At 35.0% G+C, this 18469-nt stretch carries 19 protein-coding genes and 2 riboswitches; of the genes, 3 read left to right on the top strand and 16 right to left on the bottom strand.

Translation table 11 applies throughout. The features are described 5' to 3' along the window. The first annotated feature begins 20 nt into the window (after nt 1-20). Nucleotides 21-1304, top strand: a complete 1284-nt coding sequence (locus NST14_RS02360) for an MFS transporter (protein ID WP_000738822.1) — start codon at nt 21-23, stop codon at nt 1302-1304. 36 nt (nt 1305-1340) lie between these two features. Here NST14_RS02360 and NST14_RS02355 read toward each other — a convergent pair whose 3' ends face one another. The 8 genes from NST14_RS02355 to NST14_RS02320 all read right to left on the bottom strand — a co-directional run bounded on the left by NST14_RS02355 (nt 1341) and on the right by NST14_RS02320 (nt 5245). Continuing rightward, the gene (locus NST14_RS02355) at nt 1341-1733 is read right to left on the bottom strand and encodes a hypothetical protein (RefSeq protein ID WP_000514010.1); all 393 of its coding nucleotides are present in this window, start codon (nt 1731-1733) and stop codon (nt 1341-1343) included. A 12-nt stretch (nt 1734-1745) separates the two neighbouring features. After that, nucleotides 1746-1997 carry a helix-turn-helix transcriptional regulator gene (locus NST14_RS02350; protein ID WP_001996603.1) on the bottom strand — a complete coding sequence of 84 codons (252 nt, stop codon included), beginning with the start codon at nt 1995-1997 and terminating at the stop codon, nt 1746-1748. A 56-nt stretch (nt 1998-2053) separates the two neighbouring features. Continuing rightward, the gene (locus NST14_RS02345) at nt 2054-3286 is read right to left on the bottom strand and encodes an MFS transporter (RefSeq protein WP_046199038.1); all 1233 of its coding nucleotides are present in this window, start codon (nt 3284-3286) and stop codon (nt 2054-2056) included. 65 nt (nt 3287-3351) lie between these two features. Beyond that, complete coding sequence (locus NST14_RS02340) at nt 3352-3933, bottom strand: TetR/AcrR family transcriptional regulator (protein WP_098487535.1); 582 nt, start codon at nt 3931-3933, stop codon at nt 3352-3354. Between the two features lie 80 nt (nt 3934-4013). Further along, nucleotides 4014-4157, bottom strand: a complete 144-nt coding sequence (locus NST14_RS02335; RefSeq protein WP_000817978.1) for a hypothetical protein — start codon at nt 4155-4157, stop codon at nt 4014-4016. Between the two features lie 126 nt (nt 4158-4283). Then, nucleotides 4284-4535 (bottom strand): hypothetical protein, encoded by a 252-nt coding sequence (locus tag NST14_RS02330; RefSeq protein WP_000394355.1) that lies wholly within the window; start codon nt 4533-4535, stop codon nt 4284-4286. Nucleotides 4536-4548: 13 nt separating this feature from the next. Beyond that, entirely contained in the window at nt 4549-4863 is a 315-nt protein-coding gene (locus NST14_RS02325; protein ID WP_000787596.1) for a thioredoxin family protein, read from the bottom strand. A gap of 10 nt (nt 4864-4873) precedes the next feature. Beyond that, nucleotides 4874-5245: a DnaJ family domain-containing protein gene (locus tag NST14_RS02320; protein ID WP_000382354.1), complete on the bottom strand. Its 372-nt coding sequence runs from the start codon at nt 5243-5245 to the stop codon at nt 4874-4876. Between the two features lie 354 nt (nt 5246-5599). Here NST14_RS02320 and NST14_RS02315 point away from each other — a divergent pair, with 354 nt between their 5' ends. Further along, entirely contained in the window at nt 5600-7624 is a 2025-nt protein-coding gene (locus tag NST14_RS02315; protein ID WP_073541589.1) for a glycosyl hydrolase family 18 protein, read from the top strand. 459 nt (nt 7625-8083) lie between these two features. Here NST14_RS02315 and NST14_RS02310 read toward each other — a convergent pair whose 3' ends face one another. From NST14_RS02310 to NST14_RS02280, 7 genes are all read right to left on the bottom strand, one after another. Then, the gene (locus NST14_RS02310) at nt 8084-9628 is read right to left on the bottom strand and encodes an ABC-F family ATP-binding cassette domain-containing protein (RefSeq protein WP_000025937.1); all 1545 of its coding nucleotides are present in this window, start codon (nt 9626-9628) and stop codon (nt 8084-8086) included. 305 nt (nt 9629-9933) lie between these two features. Next, nucleotides 9934-10707 carry a hypothetical protein gene (locus NST14_RS02305; protein ID WP_000848344.1) on the bottom strand — a complete coding sequence of 258 codons (774 nt, stop codon included), beginning with the start codon at nt 10705-10707 and terminating at the stop codon, nt 9934-9936. Between the two features lie 67 nt (nt 10708-10774). Further along, entirely contained in the window at nt 10775-11524 is a 750-nt protein-coding gene (locus tag NST14_RS02300; protein WP_000016057.1) for an ABC transporter ATP-binding protein, read from the bottom strand. Then, nucleotides 11521-12519: an ABC transporter substrate-binding protein gene (locus NST14_RS02295; protein ID WP_000715551.1), complete on the bottom strand. Its 999-nt coding sequence runs from the start codon at nt 12517-12519 to the stop codon at nt 11521-11523. Before NST14_RS02295 ends, NST14_RS02300 begins: the two co-directional genes overlap by 4 nt. Then, nucleotides 12516-13289 carry an ABC transporter permease gene (locus NST14_RS02290; protein WP_001057151.1) on the bottom strand — a complete coding sequence of 258 codons (774 nt, stop codon included), beginning with the start codon at nt 13287-13289 and terminating at the stop codon, nt 12516-12518. Before NST14_RS02290 ends, NST14_RS02295 begins: the two co-directional genes overlap by 4 nt. Next, nucleotides 13261-13581, bottom strand: coding sequence for an MTH1187 family thiamine-binding protein (locus NST14_RS02285; RefSeq protein ID WP_000082897.1), 321 nt, complete (start codon nt 13579-13581; stop codon nt 13261-13263). The genes NST14_RS02290 and NST14_RS02285 overlap by 29 nt, the downstream gene beginning before the upstream one ends. Nucleotides 13582-13681: 100 nt before the next feature. Continuing rightward, nucleotides 13682-13783: riboswitch (TPP riboswitch) on the bottom strand. A gap of 61 nt (nt 13784-13844) precedes the next feature. Beyond that, entirely contained in the window at nt 13845-15584 is a 1740-nt protein-coding gene (locus NST14_RS02280) for a methyl-accepting chemotaxis protein (RefSeq protein ID WP_000761105.1), read from the bottom strand. A gap of 141 nt (nt 15585-15725) precedes the next feature. Continuing rightward, a riboswitch (cyclic di-GMP riboswitch) is annotated at nt 15726-15810 on the bottom strand. Nucleotides 15811-16093: 283 nt separating this feature from the next. Between NST14_RS02280 and NST14_RS02275 the strand changes: the two genes are divergently transcribed. Further along, on the top strand, nt 16094-17407 hold the full coding sequence (locus NST14_RS02275; protein ID WP_061131257.1) for an anaerobic C4-dicarboxylate transporter family protein: 1314 nt from the start codon (nt 16094-16096) through the stop codon (nt 17405-17407). A 58-nt stretch (nt 17408-17465) separates the two neighbouring features. Here the strand turns inward: NST14_RS02275 and NST14_RS02270 are convergent, their stop codons facing one another. Next, nucleotides 17466-18401 (bottom strand): alpha/beta hydrolase, encoded by a 936-nt coding sequence (locus tag NST14_RS02270; RefSeq protein WP_073541583.1) that lies wholly within the window; start codon nt 18399-18401, stop codon nt 17466-17468. Between the last annotated feature and the right edge of the window lie 68 nt (nt 18402-18469).

Here is an 18469-nt window from a genome sequence, read left to right as displayed (position 1 = left end):
AATTTGAGGGGGAACATTATATGAAAAAAATGTCCAGACAAGAAAAAAGCTGGATATTATACGATTGGGCGAACTCCGTATATTCGCTCGTCATTACAACCGCATTATTCCCAATTTACTTTAAAGCAGCTGCAAAAGAAGCTGGGTTATCTGGTGCAACTTCAACAGCATATTGGGGATATGCAAACTCGTTCGCAACACTTTTAATTTCTATACTTGCTCCTATTCTCGGCACAGTTGCTGATTATAAAGGATTTAAAAAACGATTTTTCACATTCTTCTTTGGACTCGGTATCGTATTTACAAGTATGCTAGCAGTCGTTCCAACATCTCAGTGGTACTTATTACTAGGATGCTATATGCTCGCATTAGTCGGTTTTGCTGGAGCAAACATTTTTTATGATGCATTTTTAGTAGATGTCACTTCTGAAGATAGAATGGATCGAATTTCTACAAGAGGTTTCGCTTTAGGCTATATTGGGAGTACTATTCCATTTATCGGTTGTATTGCTCTTATCATTCTTGCTCAAAAAGGAACTATCCCTTTATCAGTCGGCATTGCTAGTCAAATTTCATTTGCGATCACAGCTCTTTGGTGGGGATTATTTACAATTCCAATGCTAAAAAACGTAGAACAAACGCACTATATTGAACGTCACCCAAGACCAATTACAATGAGCTTCAAACGCCTTGCTGATACTTTTAAAAATATTAAAGAATATAAAACGGTCTTTATGTTCTTAATTGCTTACTTTTTCTATATTGATGGGGTCGATACAATTATTACTATGTCCACCGCTTACGGAACAGACCTCGGTATTAGTGCAACAAATCTATTAATCATATTATTCGTCACACAAATTGTAGCTTGTCCATTCGCTTTATTGTACGGAAAACTATCGGAGACATTTACCGGTAAAAAAATGCTATATGTCGGTATTATTATTTACATCATTATCTGCATATATGCTTATTTCTTAAAAACGACACTCGATTTCTGGATTTTAGCAATGTTAGTTGCTACTTCTCAGGGCGGGATTCAAGCACTTAGTCGTTCCTATTTTGCAAAACTAGTACCTAAAGAATCTGCAAATGAATTTTTTGGATTTTATAATATATTTGGCAAATTTGCCGCGATTATGGGTCCAGTATTAGTCGGTGTTACAACGCAATTAACAGGAAAAACAAATGCTGGTGTTCTTAGTATTATTGTGTTGTTTATTATCGGTGGATTTTTATTAACTAAGGTCCCTGAAAATAATACATCTGTTACACCACCTAATCCGAAAACTAAAACGCTATAAGAAAAAGATCCTCTTCTTGCAAGAAGAGGATCTTTTTTATCTATAACGTCTTACAATTAAAAACTCAACAGCCGGCTTTACAACTATCGCAGCACATAACGCAAACAATAACGGTATGTTATGAAAATCAATCCATCTATTAAACCCTACCGATGCGAAAAACAAGCCAAAAATTAATACAACGAGTACATAATATGTAACATTGGCACTTGTTTTTAATACATGTTTTTCTAAATCATCTTTCTCCTCAGTATCCCCTTCGACGCTATGTGATGCCAAACTTTTAAATAGATAATGTAACGCGATGCTACAAATAAATAGTGCATACCAGTTTACTTGAAGTTCAGTTAACCAATAGTAAAGTGCATACACTAACGTACCTATAGCAACTAATATAGTAACGAAAAGGCTTATCTTTTCTTTCCCCAACAACTACTCCCCCTACTGCTTGTACAAAAATAGTTTATCAACAGTTGTTCCTAATACTTCCGCTAAACGAAAAGCTAACGCTAAGCTTGGATCATATTTATTATTCTCAATTGCATTTATCGTTTGTCTAGAAACCTTACATTTATCAGCTAATGCGCCTTGTGAAATATTATTTTCAGTGCGTAATTCATAGATTTGATTTTTCACACCATTTCTCCTAACCTGTAAAATCGTTTTTACATCATCAGTATATAATTGGCTCATATAGTTGTCAAAAGTTCGCCAAAGAAAAAGGGAGCACTTCTGCTCCCTTACAATAGTTATTTCGACGCTAACGAATTTGTTAGTTCCTCTTTATTAGTGACATCTTCTTTCTTTATTTGCATGCGTAGAACTGGCCCTATTGCTAATAAAATAAGTGCCATTGCTATACAAAACACAATAACTAGTGATGTCATTTCCTTTAATCCTCCAGCTAAAGCAGTACCAATTAGCATAGCTCCCATAAACAGCGGTAAAATCGTCCCATTTACTCTTCCAACCATATTTTCTGATACAAGTTGAATCATAAGCGTACCGACAACGATATTAACACAGGCTAAACAAATACCTGTTCCAAATCTCATGAAACTAGTAATCCAAAATGATGTAGATAGCCCTTCTACTAAAAATGACATCGCTAATATGCCCATACCGAATACGAACATTTTTTTCGGGTTCACTTTTGAAGCGAAAATCGCAGCAACAATACCACCAATTAACATACCTATTCCATCAGCTGCAGCTAAATATTGAACTGCTTCCTTTTCCATTCCAAGGCGTTCTATTACAAGAAACACTTCTAATGGCGTTGTTAATCCAACAGCTAAGCCTATAATGGTGAAAGTAATTGTAATCATACGTAAATTTTTCGTATGAAGAACGTATTTCCACCCTTCTTTTATATCATTTTTTAATGAATCTCTCGCCACTTGCTCTTGTTCAACCCATTTCGGTAAAAATGAAAGAGCGATAGCAGATAACAAAAATAAAATGATTAAGCTATATAGTGACGTAAATAAACCAAGTTGTGTATACACAAGTGATCCTACCACTGGTCCAAAAATCATAAATAATGACTGTAATGTTTGGTTAAATGCAATCGCATTCGCTACCTGTTCTTCCTTTACGTAGCGCTTAAATATACGCGAAGATGATGGCTGAGAGAACTGGCCTACAATCGCGGAAATGAGTGTTGCAAAAAATATAGCCTGCCAATAATCCAGTTTTAACAACAGGACAATTCCTATAATAGACATTACACTTAATACATCTCCAGCGACCATTGTTCTTTTCGGATTCCAGCGATCAGCTAGCGCACCACCGATAAATGAGAAAATAAAAATAGGTGCATATTCCATAACCGATAACAATGAAACGGAAACTGGATCATTATTCGTTCGCTCCATTATGAAATATAGAAGGGCCATATTTCTGATCCAAATTGCAAATTGTTGTAAAATATCAGACGCCATAACGAGCATAAATGCTCGGTTTTTAAATAAAGCGTTCATTTTCATTCCCCTTTCATAAACCGACCGTTCGGTCTAATTTATTTTATAGAAAAGCAACTGACTTATTATTCAGCTGCCATTCCTTTTAACAATACATCTATTGCCTTTTTATAAATACGTTTCAACTCTTTATAATCTAACTCGTAGTAAAGTACTCCAAGCCCTGATAATAATCCATGCACAATATACATAAGATCGCGCGTATTATCTTCACGAAACTCTCCAGACTGTATGCCTGCTTCAATTAGTTTCTCAAACATAACATATGATTCTCTAGTTAAAGTTAATAGTTCATCCAAAATCTCTTTACTTACAACTTGGCTCATAGAGAATTCCTCTATTGCATTTGAAATTGGTTGCTGTATGTCCTCTACATGATATTCCGCGAGACCATATAATTTTTCAGTATTCGTACTATACGACTTCTCTTTTTCATTCCATTTTTCAAGCCAATCATACGTATGCTGTTTTACCACAAATAAAAATAATTCTTCTTTACTTTTAAAGTGATAATAAATACTTCCTTTACTTCGTTCTGTAATTTCACAAATCTCTTCCATAGATGTAGCTGCATAGCCCTTCTGTGAAAACAGACTTTCTGCTTTATATGCAATTTCTTTCTTTATCTCTTCTGCACTTCTTCTCATATTCACACCTCTTTAAACCGACCGTTCAGTCTAATAATAACAAATTAAAAACCTCTATTACAAGAGGCTATATTCCTTATTTAAGAAAACATACTCTCAAACCACGTTCGAATCATGTGTATAATTCCAATTTTAACTCCTAATTTAACAAGAAATACGCCTCCCGCAGCTAATAAAAATAACATTACTTTCCCCTTGTTTTTCACTTTCGGCTCCCTTTTCATTTCCATTCCCCTTAGTATATTAAAAATATTTAAACAAACGTTTGTTTAACTGTTTTTATGCATATGTAAGCCAACTAATTAAACGTTTGTTTAAAAAGAAATACGCCTATATAAGGCGCATTTTCATCAATCACCGCCACCTCCGCCACCATCGCAGCTGCCTCCGCTATCTCCACCAGAAGACCCTCCACAATCATGTGAACCTCCATGCGAGCTATCATTATCAGATCCCGCAAAGAAAAACAATGGTGATGAGTTGTTAGATGAGTTATGAATGTTATTTTGTTTTGTAAGATTTACCTTCTTTTTGTTTGATCGAACTGCTGTTAAGATTGTTACAACTACAACAAATAATAGTATGAAAATAATAAATTCCATATAAAAGCCTCCCTTATTCCTCGAATAATTGAATGGTTCTCTCTAGATTTTCAAGCGAAATGAAGCGCGATTCACGAAGAATCTCTTTTCCATTATGAAATAATAAAATTGTCGGTCCAGTAAATACTGCATATCGCCCTGCAACCTCTTGCATGTCTTGCAGTAATATCTCTATTTTCTCTACGTAATCATAATTCTCTAATACGTAATTTACTTTCCTTAACATGACATCACAAACACCACAATTTTCCGTTTTAATAAACAGAAGTACTAATTGTTGTTCTTCAATATATGTTACTAATTCTTCTATTGTTTCAAAGTTTTTCATCTTATCCCTCTTAACGTAGTTTATGAAATACTTTATCTTGATACATACGAAATGCTGAACTATCTTTAATCTTTCTTTTTTCCATTACTTGCTGAAAACGTAGCGTTTTTGCCGTTAACTCTTCTTTTAATTTTTTTCTCTCTTCTTCATCATAACAGCAAGCAATTAAATCCTCTATTTTTAATATATCTTTTTGCAGTTCCATTTCTGGTGGAATCATGCCCGCGTTTTTTAAAATTTTATAACTCATTCTAAGTTCTGGAGGTACCATTGAAAGGTCTTCTAATTGTAGTGGTTTTCCTTTTCCCGGAATATGATCAAGGTCTCCATTCCGTATTGCTTGTCGAATTTTTTCTTCGGCAATATTCAAAAACACATCCACATTACTCCCTCCCTTACATATTTTTACTATTATTTTACATGAAATTTCATTATCTTGCTACGCTATTACAAATTGACCTCATACAATTCTTTCTCAAATTTAACTCCAAGAAGCCCTTTCCTCTCTAATCGATATTTTATTTTCATGTGTAATCTGTATTAGAGCCATTTCATATTGAGAAAGTCTTTTCGAATTCAATAAAGCGTTTACACCAAATCTTACATTTGCTACGATTTAATCAGCTTCAGCTCCTTGTATAGACTTCGTGATGTCTGATCATTTTTATCTAGATTCATTTTGATTTATTGGCGCATGCCTTTAAATATATCTTTTATTTTGAAAGGAGAAATGGCTATGAAATCAAAAAAATTCACACTGCTATTACTATCCCTACTACTCTTCTTACCTCTTTTTCTCACAAACTTTATTACTCCCAATGTCGCATTAGCAGATTCACAAAAGCAAGGTCAAAAAATTGTTGGGTATTTTCCTTCATGGGGCATTTACGGACGTAATTATCAAGTTGCAGATATTGATGCATCAAAGCTAACTCATTTAAACTATGCTTTCGCTGATATTTGCTGGAATGGAAAACATGGAAACCCTTCTACTCACCCCGATAATCCAAATAAACAAACGTGGAACTGTAAAGAATCTGGTGTACCACTGCAAAATAAAGAGGTCCCTAATGGTACTCTCGTACTCGGTGAACCATGGGCCGATGTCACAAAATCTTATCCTGGCTCAGGTACAACTTGGGAAGATTGTGATAAATACGCACGCTGCGGAAATTTCGGCGAACTAAAACGATTAAAAGCTAAGTATCCTCACTTAAAAACAATTATTTCTGTTGGTGGCTGGACTTGGTCTAACCGCTTTTCTGACATGGCCGCTGATGAAAAAACAAGAAAAGTATTCGCTGAATCTACAGTCGATTTCCTTCGCGAATATGGATTTGACGGCGTTGATTTAGACTGGGAATATCCGGGCGTAGAAACGATTCCTGGTGGTAGTTATCGTCCTGAAGATAAGCAAAACTTCACCCTACTCCTTCAAGAAGTTCGAAATGCATTAACGAAAGCTGGTGCAGAAGATGGTAAACAATATTTACTAACAATCGCGTCAGGTGCAAGCCAACGTTATGCTGATCATACAGAGCTAAAGAAAATCTCTCAAATACTTGATTGGATTAATATTATGACATATGACTTCCACGGTGGATGGGAAGCTACTTCTAACCATAATGCAGCTCTATACAAAGATCCAAATGACCCAGCAGCGGATACGAATTTTTACGTAGATGGTGCGATAAACATTTATACAAATGAAGGGGTTCCAGCAGATAAACTCGTATTAGGTGTACCATTTTACGGACGCGGGTGGAAAAGTTGTGGAAAAGAAAATAACGGACAATACCAACCTTGTAAACCAGGTAGTGATGGAAAGCTCGCTTCTAAAGGTACTTGGGATGACTATTCTACCGGCGATACAGGTGTGTACGATTATGGTGATTTAGCAGCTAATTATGTTAATAAAAATGGCTTTGTTCGCGGATGGAACGATGTGGCGAAAGTACCTTATTTATATAATGCAACTACAGGTACATTTATTAGCTATGATGACAACGAATCTATGAAATATAAAACAGACTATATAAAGACAAAAGGTTTAAGTGGTGCAATGTTTTGGGAGCTTAGTGGTGACTGTCGCACAAGTCCAAAATATAGTTGTAGTGGCCCAAAATTACTTGATACGTTAGTAAAAGAATTACTAGGTGGACCTATTACTCAAAAAGATATTGAGCCACCAACAAACGTAAAAAATATTGCTGTAACAAATAAAAATTCAAACTCAGTTCAATTAAACTGGACGGCATCTACTGATAACGTAGGAGTTACGGAATATGAAATTACTGCTGGAGAAGAGAAGTGGAGTACAACAACAAATAGCATTACAATTAAAAACTTAAAATCTAATACAGAATACACATTTTCAGTAATTGCCAAAGATGCTGCCGGAAATAAGTCACAGCCTACCGCTATTACAGTTAAAACAGATGATGCTAATACGACACCTCCTGGTGGAAATGGCAATGCTACCTTTTCAGTCACTTCAAATTGGGGAAGTGGTTACAATTTCTCGATTGTAATAAAAAATACCGGGACGATCCCTATTAAAAAGTGGAAATTAGAATTTGATTATAACGGCAATTTAACGCAAGTTTGGGATTCTAAAATTAGTAGTAAAATAAATAGTCATTACGTAATTACGAATGCAGGATGGAATGGTGAAATTCCTCCCGGTGGATCGGTTACAATCGGAGGGGCAGGAACAGGTAATCCCGCCGAACTTGTAAATGCATCCATTAGCGAAAACTAAAGGTAACTTCCAATAATTATTTCACTAAAGTTTGAATTTAGGTTTGATTCCTCTCTCCTAAATTCAAACTTTTAATTTTATGAAAAATCACAAATTAACATTATAATAACCTATTATAACTATATTTAGTTTACAATATGAAGTTCGTGTGAAGTTCACCTGAATTTTACATGAATTTCCTTTAAGCTCTATTGTCTTCCTATACTAATCACATTATCCTTTACATATAGGAATTATTTTCATTCCATTTCAAACTATCTATATATACATAAAGAAGGATAGTCGCCTATTAGGGAAAGGCATCTAGTATTATTATAAATATAAACATAACAAAAGAAAAAGCACGCTTATAAGCGCACCATAAGAGTGCTTCTTCATACAATTCTCATGTAAGAGTTCTCGAAAATCATGTTAATCACAAAGAAAAGGCATTAGCTTATACAAGCTAATGCCTTTTCTTTATTCATATTGTTCAGCGTTCCATTCTTCTATATTCCACACTTTTGTTATCCATGCTTCATAGAAAGAAGGCTCATGTGATACAAGTAAAACGGTTCCTTTATATCGTTGTAGCGCTTCCTGCAATGCCTTCTTTGTTTCTATATCCAAATGATTAGTTGGTTCATCTAAAATTAAAACATTACTTTTCGTTACGATCAGTTCACATAAACGTACTTTCGTTTGTTCTCCGCCGCTTAATAAACGAATAGGTTTTAATACATGTTCTTCTCGCAATCCACACTTTGCTAATGCTTGGCGCACTTCTTTCTTTGTCATATCTGGTCGCTCTGCCCAAACTTTCTCTAAGGGTGTTGTTTCTGAAGCAAACTCTTCCTGAGCAAAATACGCAGGATTTACTCGTTCTCCAACAGAAATTGAACCGCTTAGCGGCTTAATTTGACCTAATAATGTTTTTAACATCGTCGTTTTTCCAATTCCATTATGACCAATAATCGCTATCTTTTCTCCTTTTTTCACTTGTAAATTCAACTCTGGACATAAAGGATCACTATAACCTATCCTTAGTTTCTCAGCTTGCAATATACGACTCACCGGCTCCTCATAAACACTGAAATCAAAACGGGATCGAGTTACAGAATGAATCTTTTCAATCCTTTGCATTTTCTCTAATACTTTCTCTCGACTTTTAGCCTGTTTCGCTTTTCGAATTTTATTTTTTTGAATAAATATTTCTAACTGAGAGATTTCTTTTTGTTGTTTCGCATACGCCGATTGTAATTGTTTCTTTTGCACTTGGTAACTTTGCACAAACTTTTCATAGTTTCCTACGTATCGCTTCACTTTTCCTCCTTCTAGATGAAAAATAACATTTGTAATACTGTTCAAAAATAATTCGTCATGCGAAATGATTACATAAGCTTTTTCATATAGTCTCAAATATGATTGCAACCATTCTATATGAGCTGTATCTAAATAATTTGTTGGCTCATCTAGTAATAAAACATCAGCTTTTTCTAAAAGAAGCTTCCCAAGTAATAACTTTGTTCGCTGTCCCCCACTTAACTTCGATACATCCTTTTTCAAACCTATTTCAAATAAACCTAAACCGATTGCTACTTCTTCAACTTCTGTATGAATGTGATAGAAATTAGAGCTTTCCAATATAGTTTGTAATTCTCCATACTTTACTAACAGTTTTTCTACTTCTCCTGCTCCATTCATTTCTTCAGCAATTTTTAACATTTCGTATTCAATCGCATACAAATCAGCAAATGCACTTTGCAAGTATCCCTCAATTGTCATCCCTTCTTGTAAATCCATATGCTGCTGCAAGAAACCTACCTTCACATGTGGAAACCATTCAATGTTCCCATCATCATGTATAAGTTCTCCTGTTAAAATCCTTAACAATGTTGATTTTCCAATTCCATTTTGCCCTACTACCCCAACATGCTCACCCTTCAATATTCGAAAACATGCATTATATAAAATGGTTTTCTCACCATACGAATGACTTAAATTTTCTACCGTTAATATACTCATTATTTTCTCTCCTTTACTTATGATTCATAAGCTAAATAGAGAGAGCAACAGTATAAAGCCTTATTTAATTGTGCATATAAAAAATGGGTAAGGTGAATACACCTTACCCATTACATATTATCGTAAGAAAGGATTAAGGTTCTTTACCTGCTGTCTTCAATTTAGCTTAATCGATAAAAATGGGCAGACTTCTCCCATATCAAGCTAAAACCATTTGAAGAACAGTTGATAAAGTCATTTTATCCTTTCACTCCTTTAACATTTGTTATATTAAGAGTATAAACTACTCTGTTATATTCTATTCTCTACTTTTCTTTTTGTTCCTTCCCCATGTTATCGTTTTCTACATAAATTTCTTTATACATCTTTTCTAATGCATATGGACTTGTAAAGATGAGCGTTAACGATTTCCACATATAAATTCTTCTCTGTAATTCTATTCCGTATCCTTTACTCACCATACTTTTCACTTCTGAAATATGGTCTTCAGCTTGAAATTGTTGTACAGACTTCAATTCACCCGTTTTAAAATCTGTTAAAAGACCTATCACAACTCGTCCGTGTTCCTGTGATCTTTCTTCTAAATCAAACTGTATTGAATGAACAAAACCTAAAACGTGAAAAATTTGAGCATGTAAACCAACAACAGCACGCTGTTCCATTAAATTGTAGCACTCTCGTTTTAGCACCTCTACCATTTCCAAAGAATTTCTATCAACTTTCATTTTGCCGACAAACATAATTTTTACAATATGAGCGACTGCCCCCATACTTTTTAATACACTCTCTAGAATTTCTACCGCGTCTTCTACATAACCATTTGAAACTATGGAATGAATAAATTCATCTAATACCGCTTGAAACTTTTTAATTAAATGTAAATCACGTAACTCCGGAACATCTTTTCTCAATTGATCTCGACCTTGAACCCACTTTAAAATTTCTGTCATTTCTTCTTCTTTTAATTCATGATGTTCCATACCATACTTCATTAATAAAATATGATTTTTTAATACAGCTTTTCTTTCTTCAAGATTATCTGCCGTTAATTCATCCACTATTTTCTCTATAGTTTTCATCTTTCTCCCCCTATATAAAAAAAGCCTCTTAACAGTAATTATACAAAAAACTGTTAAAAGGCTTTTTCTATTTTTTCATATAAGGAGCTAATACTCTCAAAATTTCTTCCTTATCTTTCTTTAACTCAAGTGATGTTAACATATCCATCGTTCTCGGCCTAGGTAATTTCACTTGTACCTCACCAACTATTGATGCTGGTCTTTGAGATAAAATAAATACGCGATCCGAAAGCAAGATTGCCTCATCTAAGTCGTGTGTAACCATAACGATTGTTTGCTTCTCTTGGTGCCAAGAGTTTAAAAGCCAGCTATGTACTTCCATTTTTGTAAAAGCATCTAATTTACCAAAAGGCTCATCAAGTAGCATAATTGGCTTTTCACATAAATATGTGCGCAGAAAACTAATTCTTTGACGCATCCCTCCAGACAATTCATCTGGATAATGGTCTGCATATTCATCTAGTTCAAACTGCTTTAATGCTTCCATTCCTTCTGTCAGCCTTTGTTTTTTCGGCTTCCCTTCAATTTCTAACGGAAGAACGATATTTTGCAAAGCTGACCGCCACGGTAGTAATAAATCCTGTTGCGGCATATAACTTACAATATCTTGCTCTTGCATTTGCTTATCGTTATACGTTACACTTCCACTTGTTGGATTTTCAATATTTGCGATCATATTTAATAGTGTACTTTTCCCACAACCACTCGGTCCTACAAAAGAAACAAATTCTCCCTCTCGTATAGAAGCACTAATATTTGCTAATACATTCTTGCCATCGAAAGATTTCACAATATCTTTTATTTGTAATCCACTCATTTTTCACTTGGAAGGAACTCATTTGTAAAGGCATCTTTCACATCAATTTTCTTCTTAATAACTTTGTTATCATATAAGAAATTCATGTAATTCGTCCAAACTTCTTCCTTCTGTACTCCCCACGCTTTTGCATCATCTTGATACTTCGTACTTAACCATTTTTGACTTTCTTGTACTAAATCTTTATTTACATCTGGAACAGCTTTAATTAAAATATCAGCAGCTTCTTTCGGCTCTTTAATTGCAAAATTATAACCCTCTGTCGTTGCACTCATAAACTTTTTCACAAAGTCTTTATCTTGCTTCGTATGTTTTTCACTCGTAATCATAACAGGACTATAGAAATCAAGCGCTGGATCTAAGTCTTTCACCATAATCGTATTTAACTCTTTTCCTTGGCGCTTCGCTTCAATTCCATCCCAACCGTAATAAATCCATTCAAAGTCTGCATCACGACCAATTGATTTAAAGAAATCTGTTTGTCCTAAAATGATTTTTTCAACTTTATTAAAATCGGCTTGGTGCTTATCCATAATTGTCTTTAATGTCGCTTCTTCCGCTGGTCCTCCCCAGCCACCGTAACGTTTCCCTTCAAAATCTTTCGGTGACGTCATATTATCTTTCTTAAGCGATGCAAAAGCTGAAGTGTTATGCTGAATAATCGCACCTACAGATACAACAGGAATACCTTCCACACGAGCCAACGTTACATTTTCTTGTGCGCTTATTGCGAAGTCAGCTTTTCCTGAAGCTATCATTTGCTCCGCCGTCACATTATCACCAGGCTGAATGATTTCTACATCTAAGCCTTGTTTTTTATAATAATCTTTCGCTTGTGCTACATATAAGCCAGTATGATTCGTATTCGGAAACCAATCTAATACGACTTTTACTTTTTGATCTTTACTTGCACTTTCTTCTTTCTTCGCCGGATTACATCCAGCTACACCTACTGCTAATAAGGCAGCCAACATAACTTTTAAACCTTTTTTCATTTTCTGCCGTCCTTTCTATATATCCATGGTGCTGTTATTCTTGCCATAAACTCCACGATAAAATACAGACATAATGTCACCATTACAATAATTGCTGCAACACCAAAGACTCGGGCTGTTAAAAAGGATTTCGTAGCCCTTGTAAGCATAACTCCTAATCCTTCACTGGCACCGAGCCATTCTCCAATAATCGCTCCCATTACGCTATATGTAACTGCAATTTTTAAACCGGAGAAAAAGTATGGAAGCACTGCTGGAAACTTTACTTTCTGGTAAACTTGCCATTTCGTTGCCTTCATCGTTTGCAACAACTTCAACATATTTTTATCTACCGTTTGAAAACCTTCTAAAATGCTAAGCGCAATCGGGAAGAAACAAACGAGTATGACTACCATTACTTTCGGTAGCATTCCATATCCAAACCAAATAATAAATAACGGTGCAAGTACAACGATTGGAATCGTTTGCGAAATAACAAGCAACGGATTTATTAAAATACGAAATAAAGGGATAACGTCCATAAGAATTGCAATGCTTGTCCCAATTAAAATCGCAAAGAACAGTCCCATTATAACCTCTTGCAGCGTCTGCATCGTATTCGGTAATAGTAAATCTTTCATTCCAATTAATTCTTGAACAATGGCAGAAGGCTTCGGTAAAATCCACGGTTCAATTTTAAATAATGAAACAGATCCTTCCCATATCGCAATGAGAAGGATAAGCCAAATTGCTGTAATTATTTTAGATTGCTTCTGGTTTTGCATATTCATCACGGTACTTCCAAACTTTTTCATCTATCGTTACACCAGTGCTTGGACGATAATGGATTTTAATAGAAGTAATCACTTCTTCTGCTCCAGCGTCCACACAAGCTTGTTGTGCACGTTTAATGATATCAAGAAGTACATCTAATTCTCCTTCCAGCGTCGTTTCCATTGCCCCTACTTCATAACGAACTCCCGATTGTTGTACAACCTCAATCGCTTTATCAACAACAGAATACACATCTTTGTTCTTTGCTTGTGGTACTACTGAAAACGAAATTGTAACTTGTTGTGACATAATAAAATCCCCCTTATGAAATTAAATTTTAAAACAAGAAAAGGCTTTCCTACTGCGTAGGAAAGCCTTGTATGCAAGTTATTATAGAATAACATATGCTACATCACTTTAAGTAACTCCCTACGCTGGCATTATCCAGATCAGGTTGAGGGTCGATGTTTGCTCACATCCTCTCAGCCAATTGGCTCCCCGGTCCTTAATTCGTTTTCATTGTAGCATGATTTATTTTATTGAACAAACAAAAGCATGTATAATCATTTCATTTAACTTTTGAATTCCCCAATTAACTCTTGTAACTCCTGTGAGAGCCAGCTTAAAGAACTGGCTAATTCAGCAATATCCTGTACAGACATTTCCTGTTCTTTCATGATTTCTTCAACATTACTACTACTATTCGCATACTTATTTGCAATAAGTGATAGTTCATTTACAACACGAACAATATTTTGGCTATTTTGCAATATATTATTTGAATTGCTAGAAACAACTCCAACTTGATTGGTAACAGTTTGTGCTGATTTCGAAATTTTTTCAAAGAAAGCACCACTACTTTCAACAAGTTTCATTCCAGACTCTACTTCTTTTGAGGTTTTTTGCATTGAAACAACAGCTTCTTCCGTTCCTGCTTGTGTTTCCCCTATTAATTTTGCTATATCTTTTGCTGATGCTTCCGTCTGCTCTGCTAATTTACGCACTTCATCAGCAACAACGGCAAATCCCTCTCCTGTTTCCTCAGCACGTGAAGCTTCAATAGTAGCATGTAAAGCCAGCGAATTCGCTTGATTTGAAATACTTGTAATTACAGTTACAATATCACTAATTTCTTTTGATCTTACTTCCAAAGAATAAATGATAGAAGATAAATCTTGTACTGCATTTTGTATTATGTTCATTTGATTCATCGTCTGTTCAATAATACCATTTCCTTTTTCTGAATGATGCTTCGTACCTTCAGACTCTTTCGTCATTTGTTTTGCAATATTAGTTATCTCTTCCATCCTATCTTCCATTTCATATACAATATCTAAATACTTTGGTACTGACGTTTCTTGCAATTGAACGCCAGCCCTTAACTCAACTATAGAACTTACGATTCCTTGGACCGCCATGCTATTTTCTTTCGTACTCACTGACAATTCTTGTGAAGATGAGGAAACCTGTTCTGCTGTCTGCTTCACTTTATCTATAATTCCTTTAAACTTCTCGATGGTATTGTTAAAATACGCATTAATAATACCAATATCATCTGGTCTTTCCTCTAATTTAATACTTAAATCACCTTCACCAACTCTGCGTAATCCTTCACGTAAATCCCGCAATGGAGCAAGTGCGTTACGTACGATTAAGAATTGAATAACAGTTGCAATTAAAACAGAAATACAAATAAACATTAAACCTTGTATAATGAATTTTTCCTTTGTAATAGGAACAATAGAAGCATCTACATCGGCTGCAACAATTGCCACAATATTTCCGTCTCCATCTTTAATTGGCTCTAATATCGTTACCCATGATCCTAATAGATCTTCATATACTACTGTCATGTTTGCTTTTTTCGTGCTCATTACCTTATCGTATGCTTTCATCCAAAGATCTGGTTGTTTATAATATTCTCCCGGCCTTACTTCAACAACATTTGCTAAGTCTGTAGACAAGTCGACGATTAGTAACTCACCTTTTTCATTTTTTTTTGCTCCAACAATATACGTTTGTCCAACACTATTCAATTCTTCCGTTGCTTCATCTAATTTCTCTGTTAACTTCTCTCTCTTTTCTCTTTGTGCCACTGGGTCTTTTGTAACATCTCTCACTATTTCTTCGTCTAATTTATGTAATACCGTATCTCCTGTTTCAAAAGAATGCCTTTCAAATATAGACATCATGCTATTTTGAAACATGTTAAAACTTAACGCACCCATAGTACCAACAAGCGTCAAAATAACTAACACAGTTAACAATACATTCTTTTGAAGAAATGATAGCTTGTGCCAATATTTTTTCATTCACATCACCTTTCTTAATTAACTTAATATAAAGGAAAACTATTAAAATAGAAACCTTATCAACAACTGATAAGGTTTCTCATTTGTTTGCAAATAAAAAAAGACCAATGAAAAAGCATTGGTCAAGACCAACCCTATCCGTCCGGTAACTGGCTAGCGTAGCCTTTCGGCCTTAGCTCCTGTAGTTTTGCGTCCTAATGTTTCCATCAGTTTGCCTTTCTCGCTGAACGAGTTGAACGATATGGGAGTTCTATGAGAATTACATTATTCTCTATCAAAGATTACAACATAAAAATTAAAATGTCCACCTATTTAGAGATACAAATGTAAAATTTGGCTGTATTATTTTTTCAAAATAATTTAACAAAGTACGTGAATGTTACATTTCTTGTGTTATATAATAAAAAATGTATATAATACAAGGATTGTTTTGAATATTTATTTTAATTTTCTTTTAAATTAAATTATTCGAATATATCTTAACTAATGAATTTCGGAGGTAGTTTATCATGTTTTGGCTACAATTTCTTACGTTACTACTCTGCATTTTTATTGGCGCACGTCTAGGCGGAGTTGGTCTAGGAGTAATGGGTGGCGTTGGTATGGCAATACTTGTTTTCGTCTTCCACTTACAACCTACAGCTCCTCCTATTGATGTCATGCTTATGATTTTAGCAGTAATTACAGCTGCTGGTGCACTCCAAGCCGCTGGAGGAATGGACTACCTTGTTCATCTGGCCGAGAAAGCATTACGAAAAAATCCAAAACGCATTACATTCTTTGCTCCAATTGTTACTTATCTATTTACACTTTGTGCAGGAACTGGTCACGTTGCTTATTCTGTACTTCCTGTTATCGCAGAAGTCTCTCGCGAATCTGGAATTAGACCGGAACGACCAATGTCAATTGCCGTAATTGCTTCCCAACAAGCAATTACAGCTAGTCCTATATCAGCTGCAACAGTTGCACTTTTAGCAATGTTAGCTGACTATAAAATCACTTTATTAGATATTTTAAAAGTAAGTATCCCTTCTACTTTTATCGCTTGTATGGTAGCTGCATTTGTTGCTAGCAAAATGGGGAAAGAATTAAATGAAGACCCTGAATACTTAAAACGATTAAAAGAAGGAATGATTCCTAAGATTGAAGAGAAAAAAGAATTTGTTGGTGTAAAAGGCGCTAAATTATCAGTTATCCTTTTCCTAGTAGGAACTTTTCTTGTCGTACTTCTCGGTTCATTTGAAGTACTTCGTCCAGGATGGATAGTTGATGGGAAGTTAGCCCGTCTTTCCATGCCAAACACAATTGAAATGGTTATGTTAACGATTGCAGCTCTTATTATTATTTTCTGTAAACCAAATGTAGAAAGCATCGTGTCTGGTAACGTCTTTAAAGCGGGGGCAACAGCAGTTGTTGCTATTTTCGGTATCGCTTGGATGGGAGATACTTTCTTTAACGGAAACTTAAATATGATTCAAGGATCAATTCAGCATCTAGTAACAAGTGCGCCATGGCTATTTGCCATCGCATTATTCATTCTATCTATTTTACTATATAGCCAAGCCGCAACAGTACGTGCTTTAATGCCTCTTGGATTATCACTCGGTATTCCACCAGCACTACTGATCGCGATGTTCCCTGCAGTAAATGGATATTTCTTCATTCCAAACTACGGAACAATCGTTGCTGCCATTAACTTTGATCGTACTGGTACAACTGGCATTGGTAAATATGTTTTAAATCATAGCTTTATGATTCCAGGCCTAATCGCAACATTCACTTCTATAGGAATTGGAATGCTCTTAATATCAATTATGTTTTAAAGAAAAAGCACAAACCTACAAATTTACAGGGTTTGTGCTTTTTTAATCAAACGTTTGTTTAAATATTTTTAGCTGTCCATTCTTCCATTATGTTCTTTAATATTTGTGTAAAATCCGCTGGGAAAAGATGCCCCAAACCTTCTCTCACAATTAATTTACAGTCCACATTATATTCCTCAAACATAGACATTAATTGAAGTGTGTTTTCATAAAATGGATCTTTGTCTCCCGTAACAATATATCCTTCTACATTCGTTATATCATTTGATACAACTATACTTTCAATTTCCTTAACATCTCGAATAGCAGGTATAACTGCAATAAATTTTTGAGTCGCTGACATATTCTTTAACGCTAACTCTATCGCTATATTTCCCCCTTGAGAAGCTCCCGCGATGATGATGTCCTCCAAGTTATATTTATTTACAAAATCATTAAAAGTTTTCATAACGTCTTTTATAGCTATTTCATGATTATCCCAGCTATACGACTTCATTCCATGTATTTGTGAGGACCGGGGAAAACCTAATATATACTCATTTAGTATTTCTTCTTCACACCAATATGGTGCAAAATCATTTATATTTGATCCTCTCCAATGCAAAGAAAATAACCCTATCTTCGCCTCTTTATTTCCATAAGTAAATAATTTCGGTTCGGCTGTTAGCTGCTGTTTCTTAAAGATTTCTTCACACTTTTTCACTATCATTTTAAAAGCTGCATTCTCTCGTAATCCCTTTAAATCTTCATCCCCCATAAGTGTATGTGGATTCCACCAAATCCCCTTTTCTAAAGCTTCGTTTAAACTAACAATCGCTTCCTCATACTTACCTTCTGCCGAAAGTGCACACACTTCCCAGAAACTAGTTTTTTCTATTCTTTCAGGAAACTCCCTTTTTGCTTTATCTATGCATCTATAAATCGCTTCGAATTCTCTTTTTTCGAATAAACGAAACAACTCATTTTGCAACTCTATAAACTGTTTCCTTTTCAAACAACCCTCCCCCTTTTTCTAACTATCGATATCAAAACATAAAAAGCTATGTAGCGTTTTAATACTAC

It is taken from the genome of Bacillus sp. FSL W8-0519, assembly GCF_038005585.1.
GTDB lineage: Bacteria > Bacillota > Bacilli > Bacillales > Bacillaceae_G > Bacillus_A > Bacillus_A paranthracis.
The sequence above is the reverse complement of the archived record's forward strand: the minus strand, read 5'-3'. Positions and strand labels throughout refer to the sequence as shown.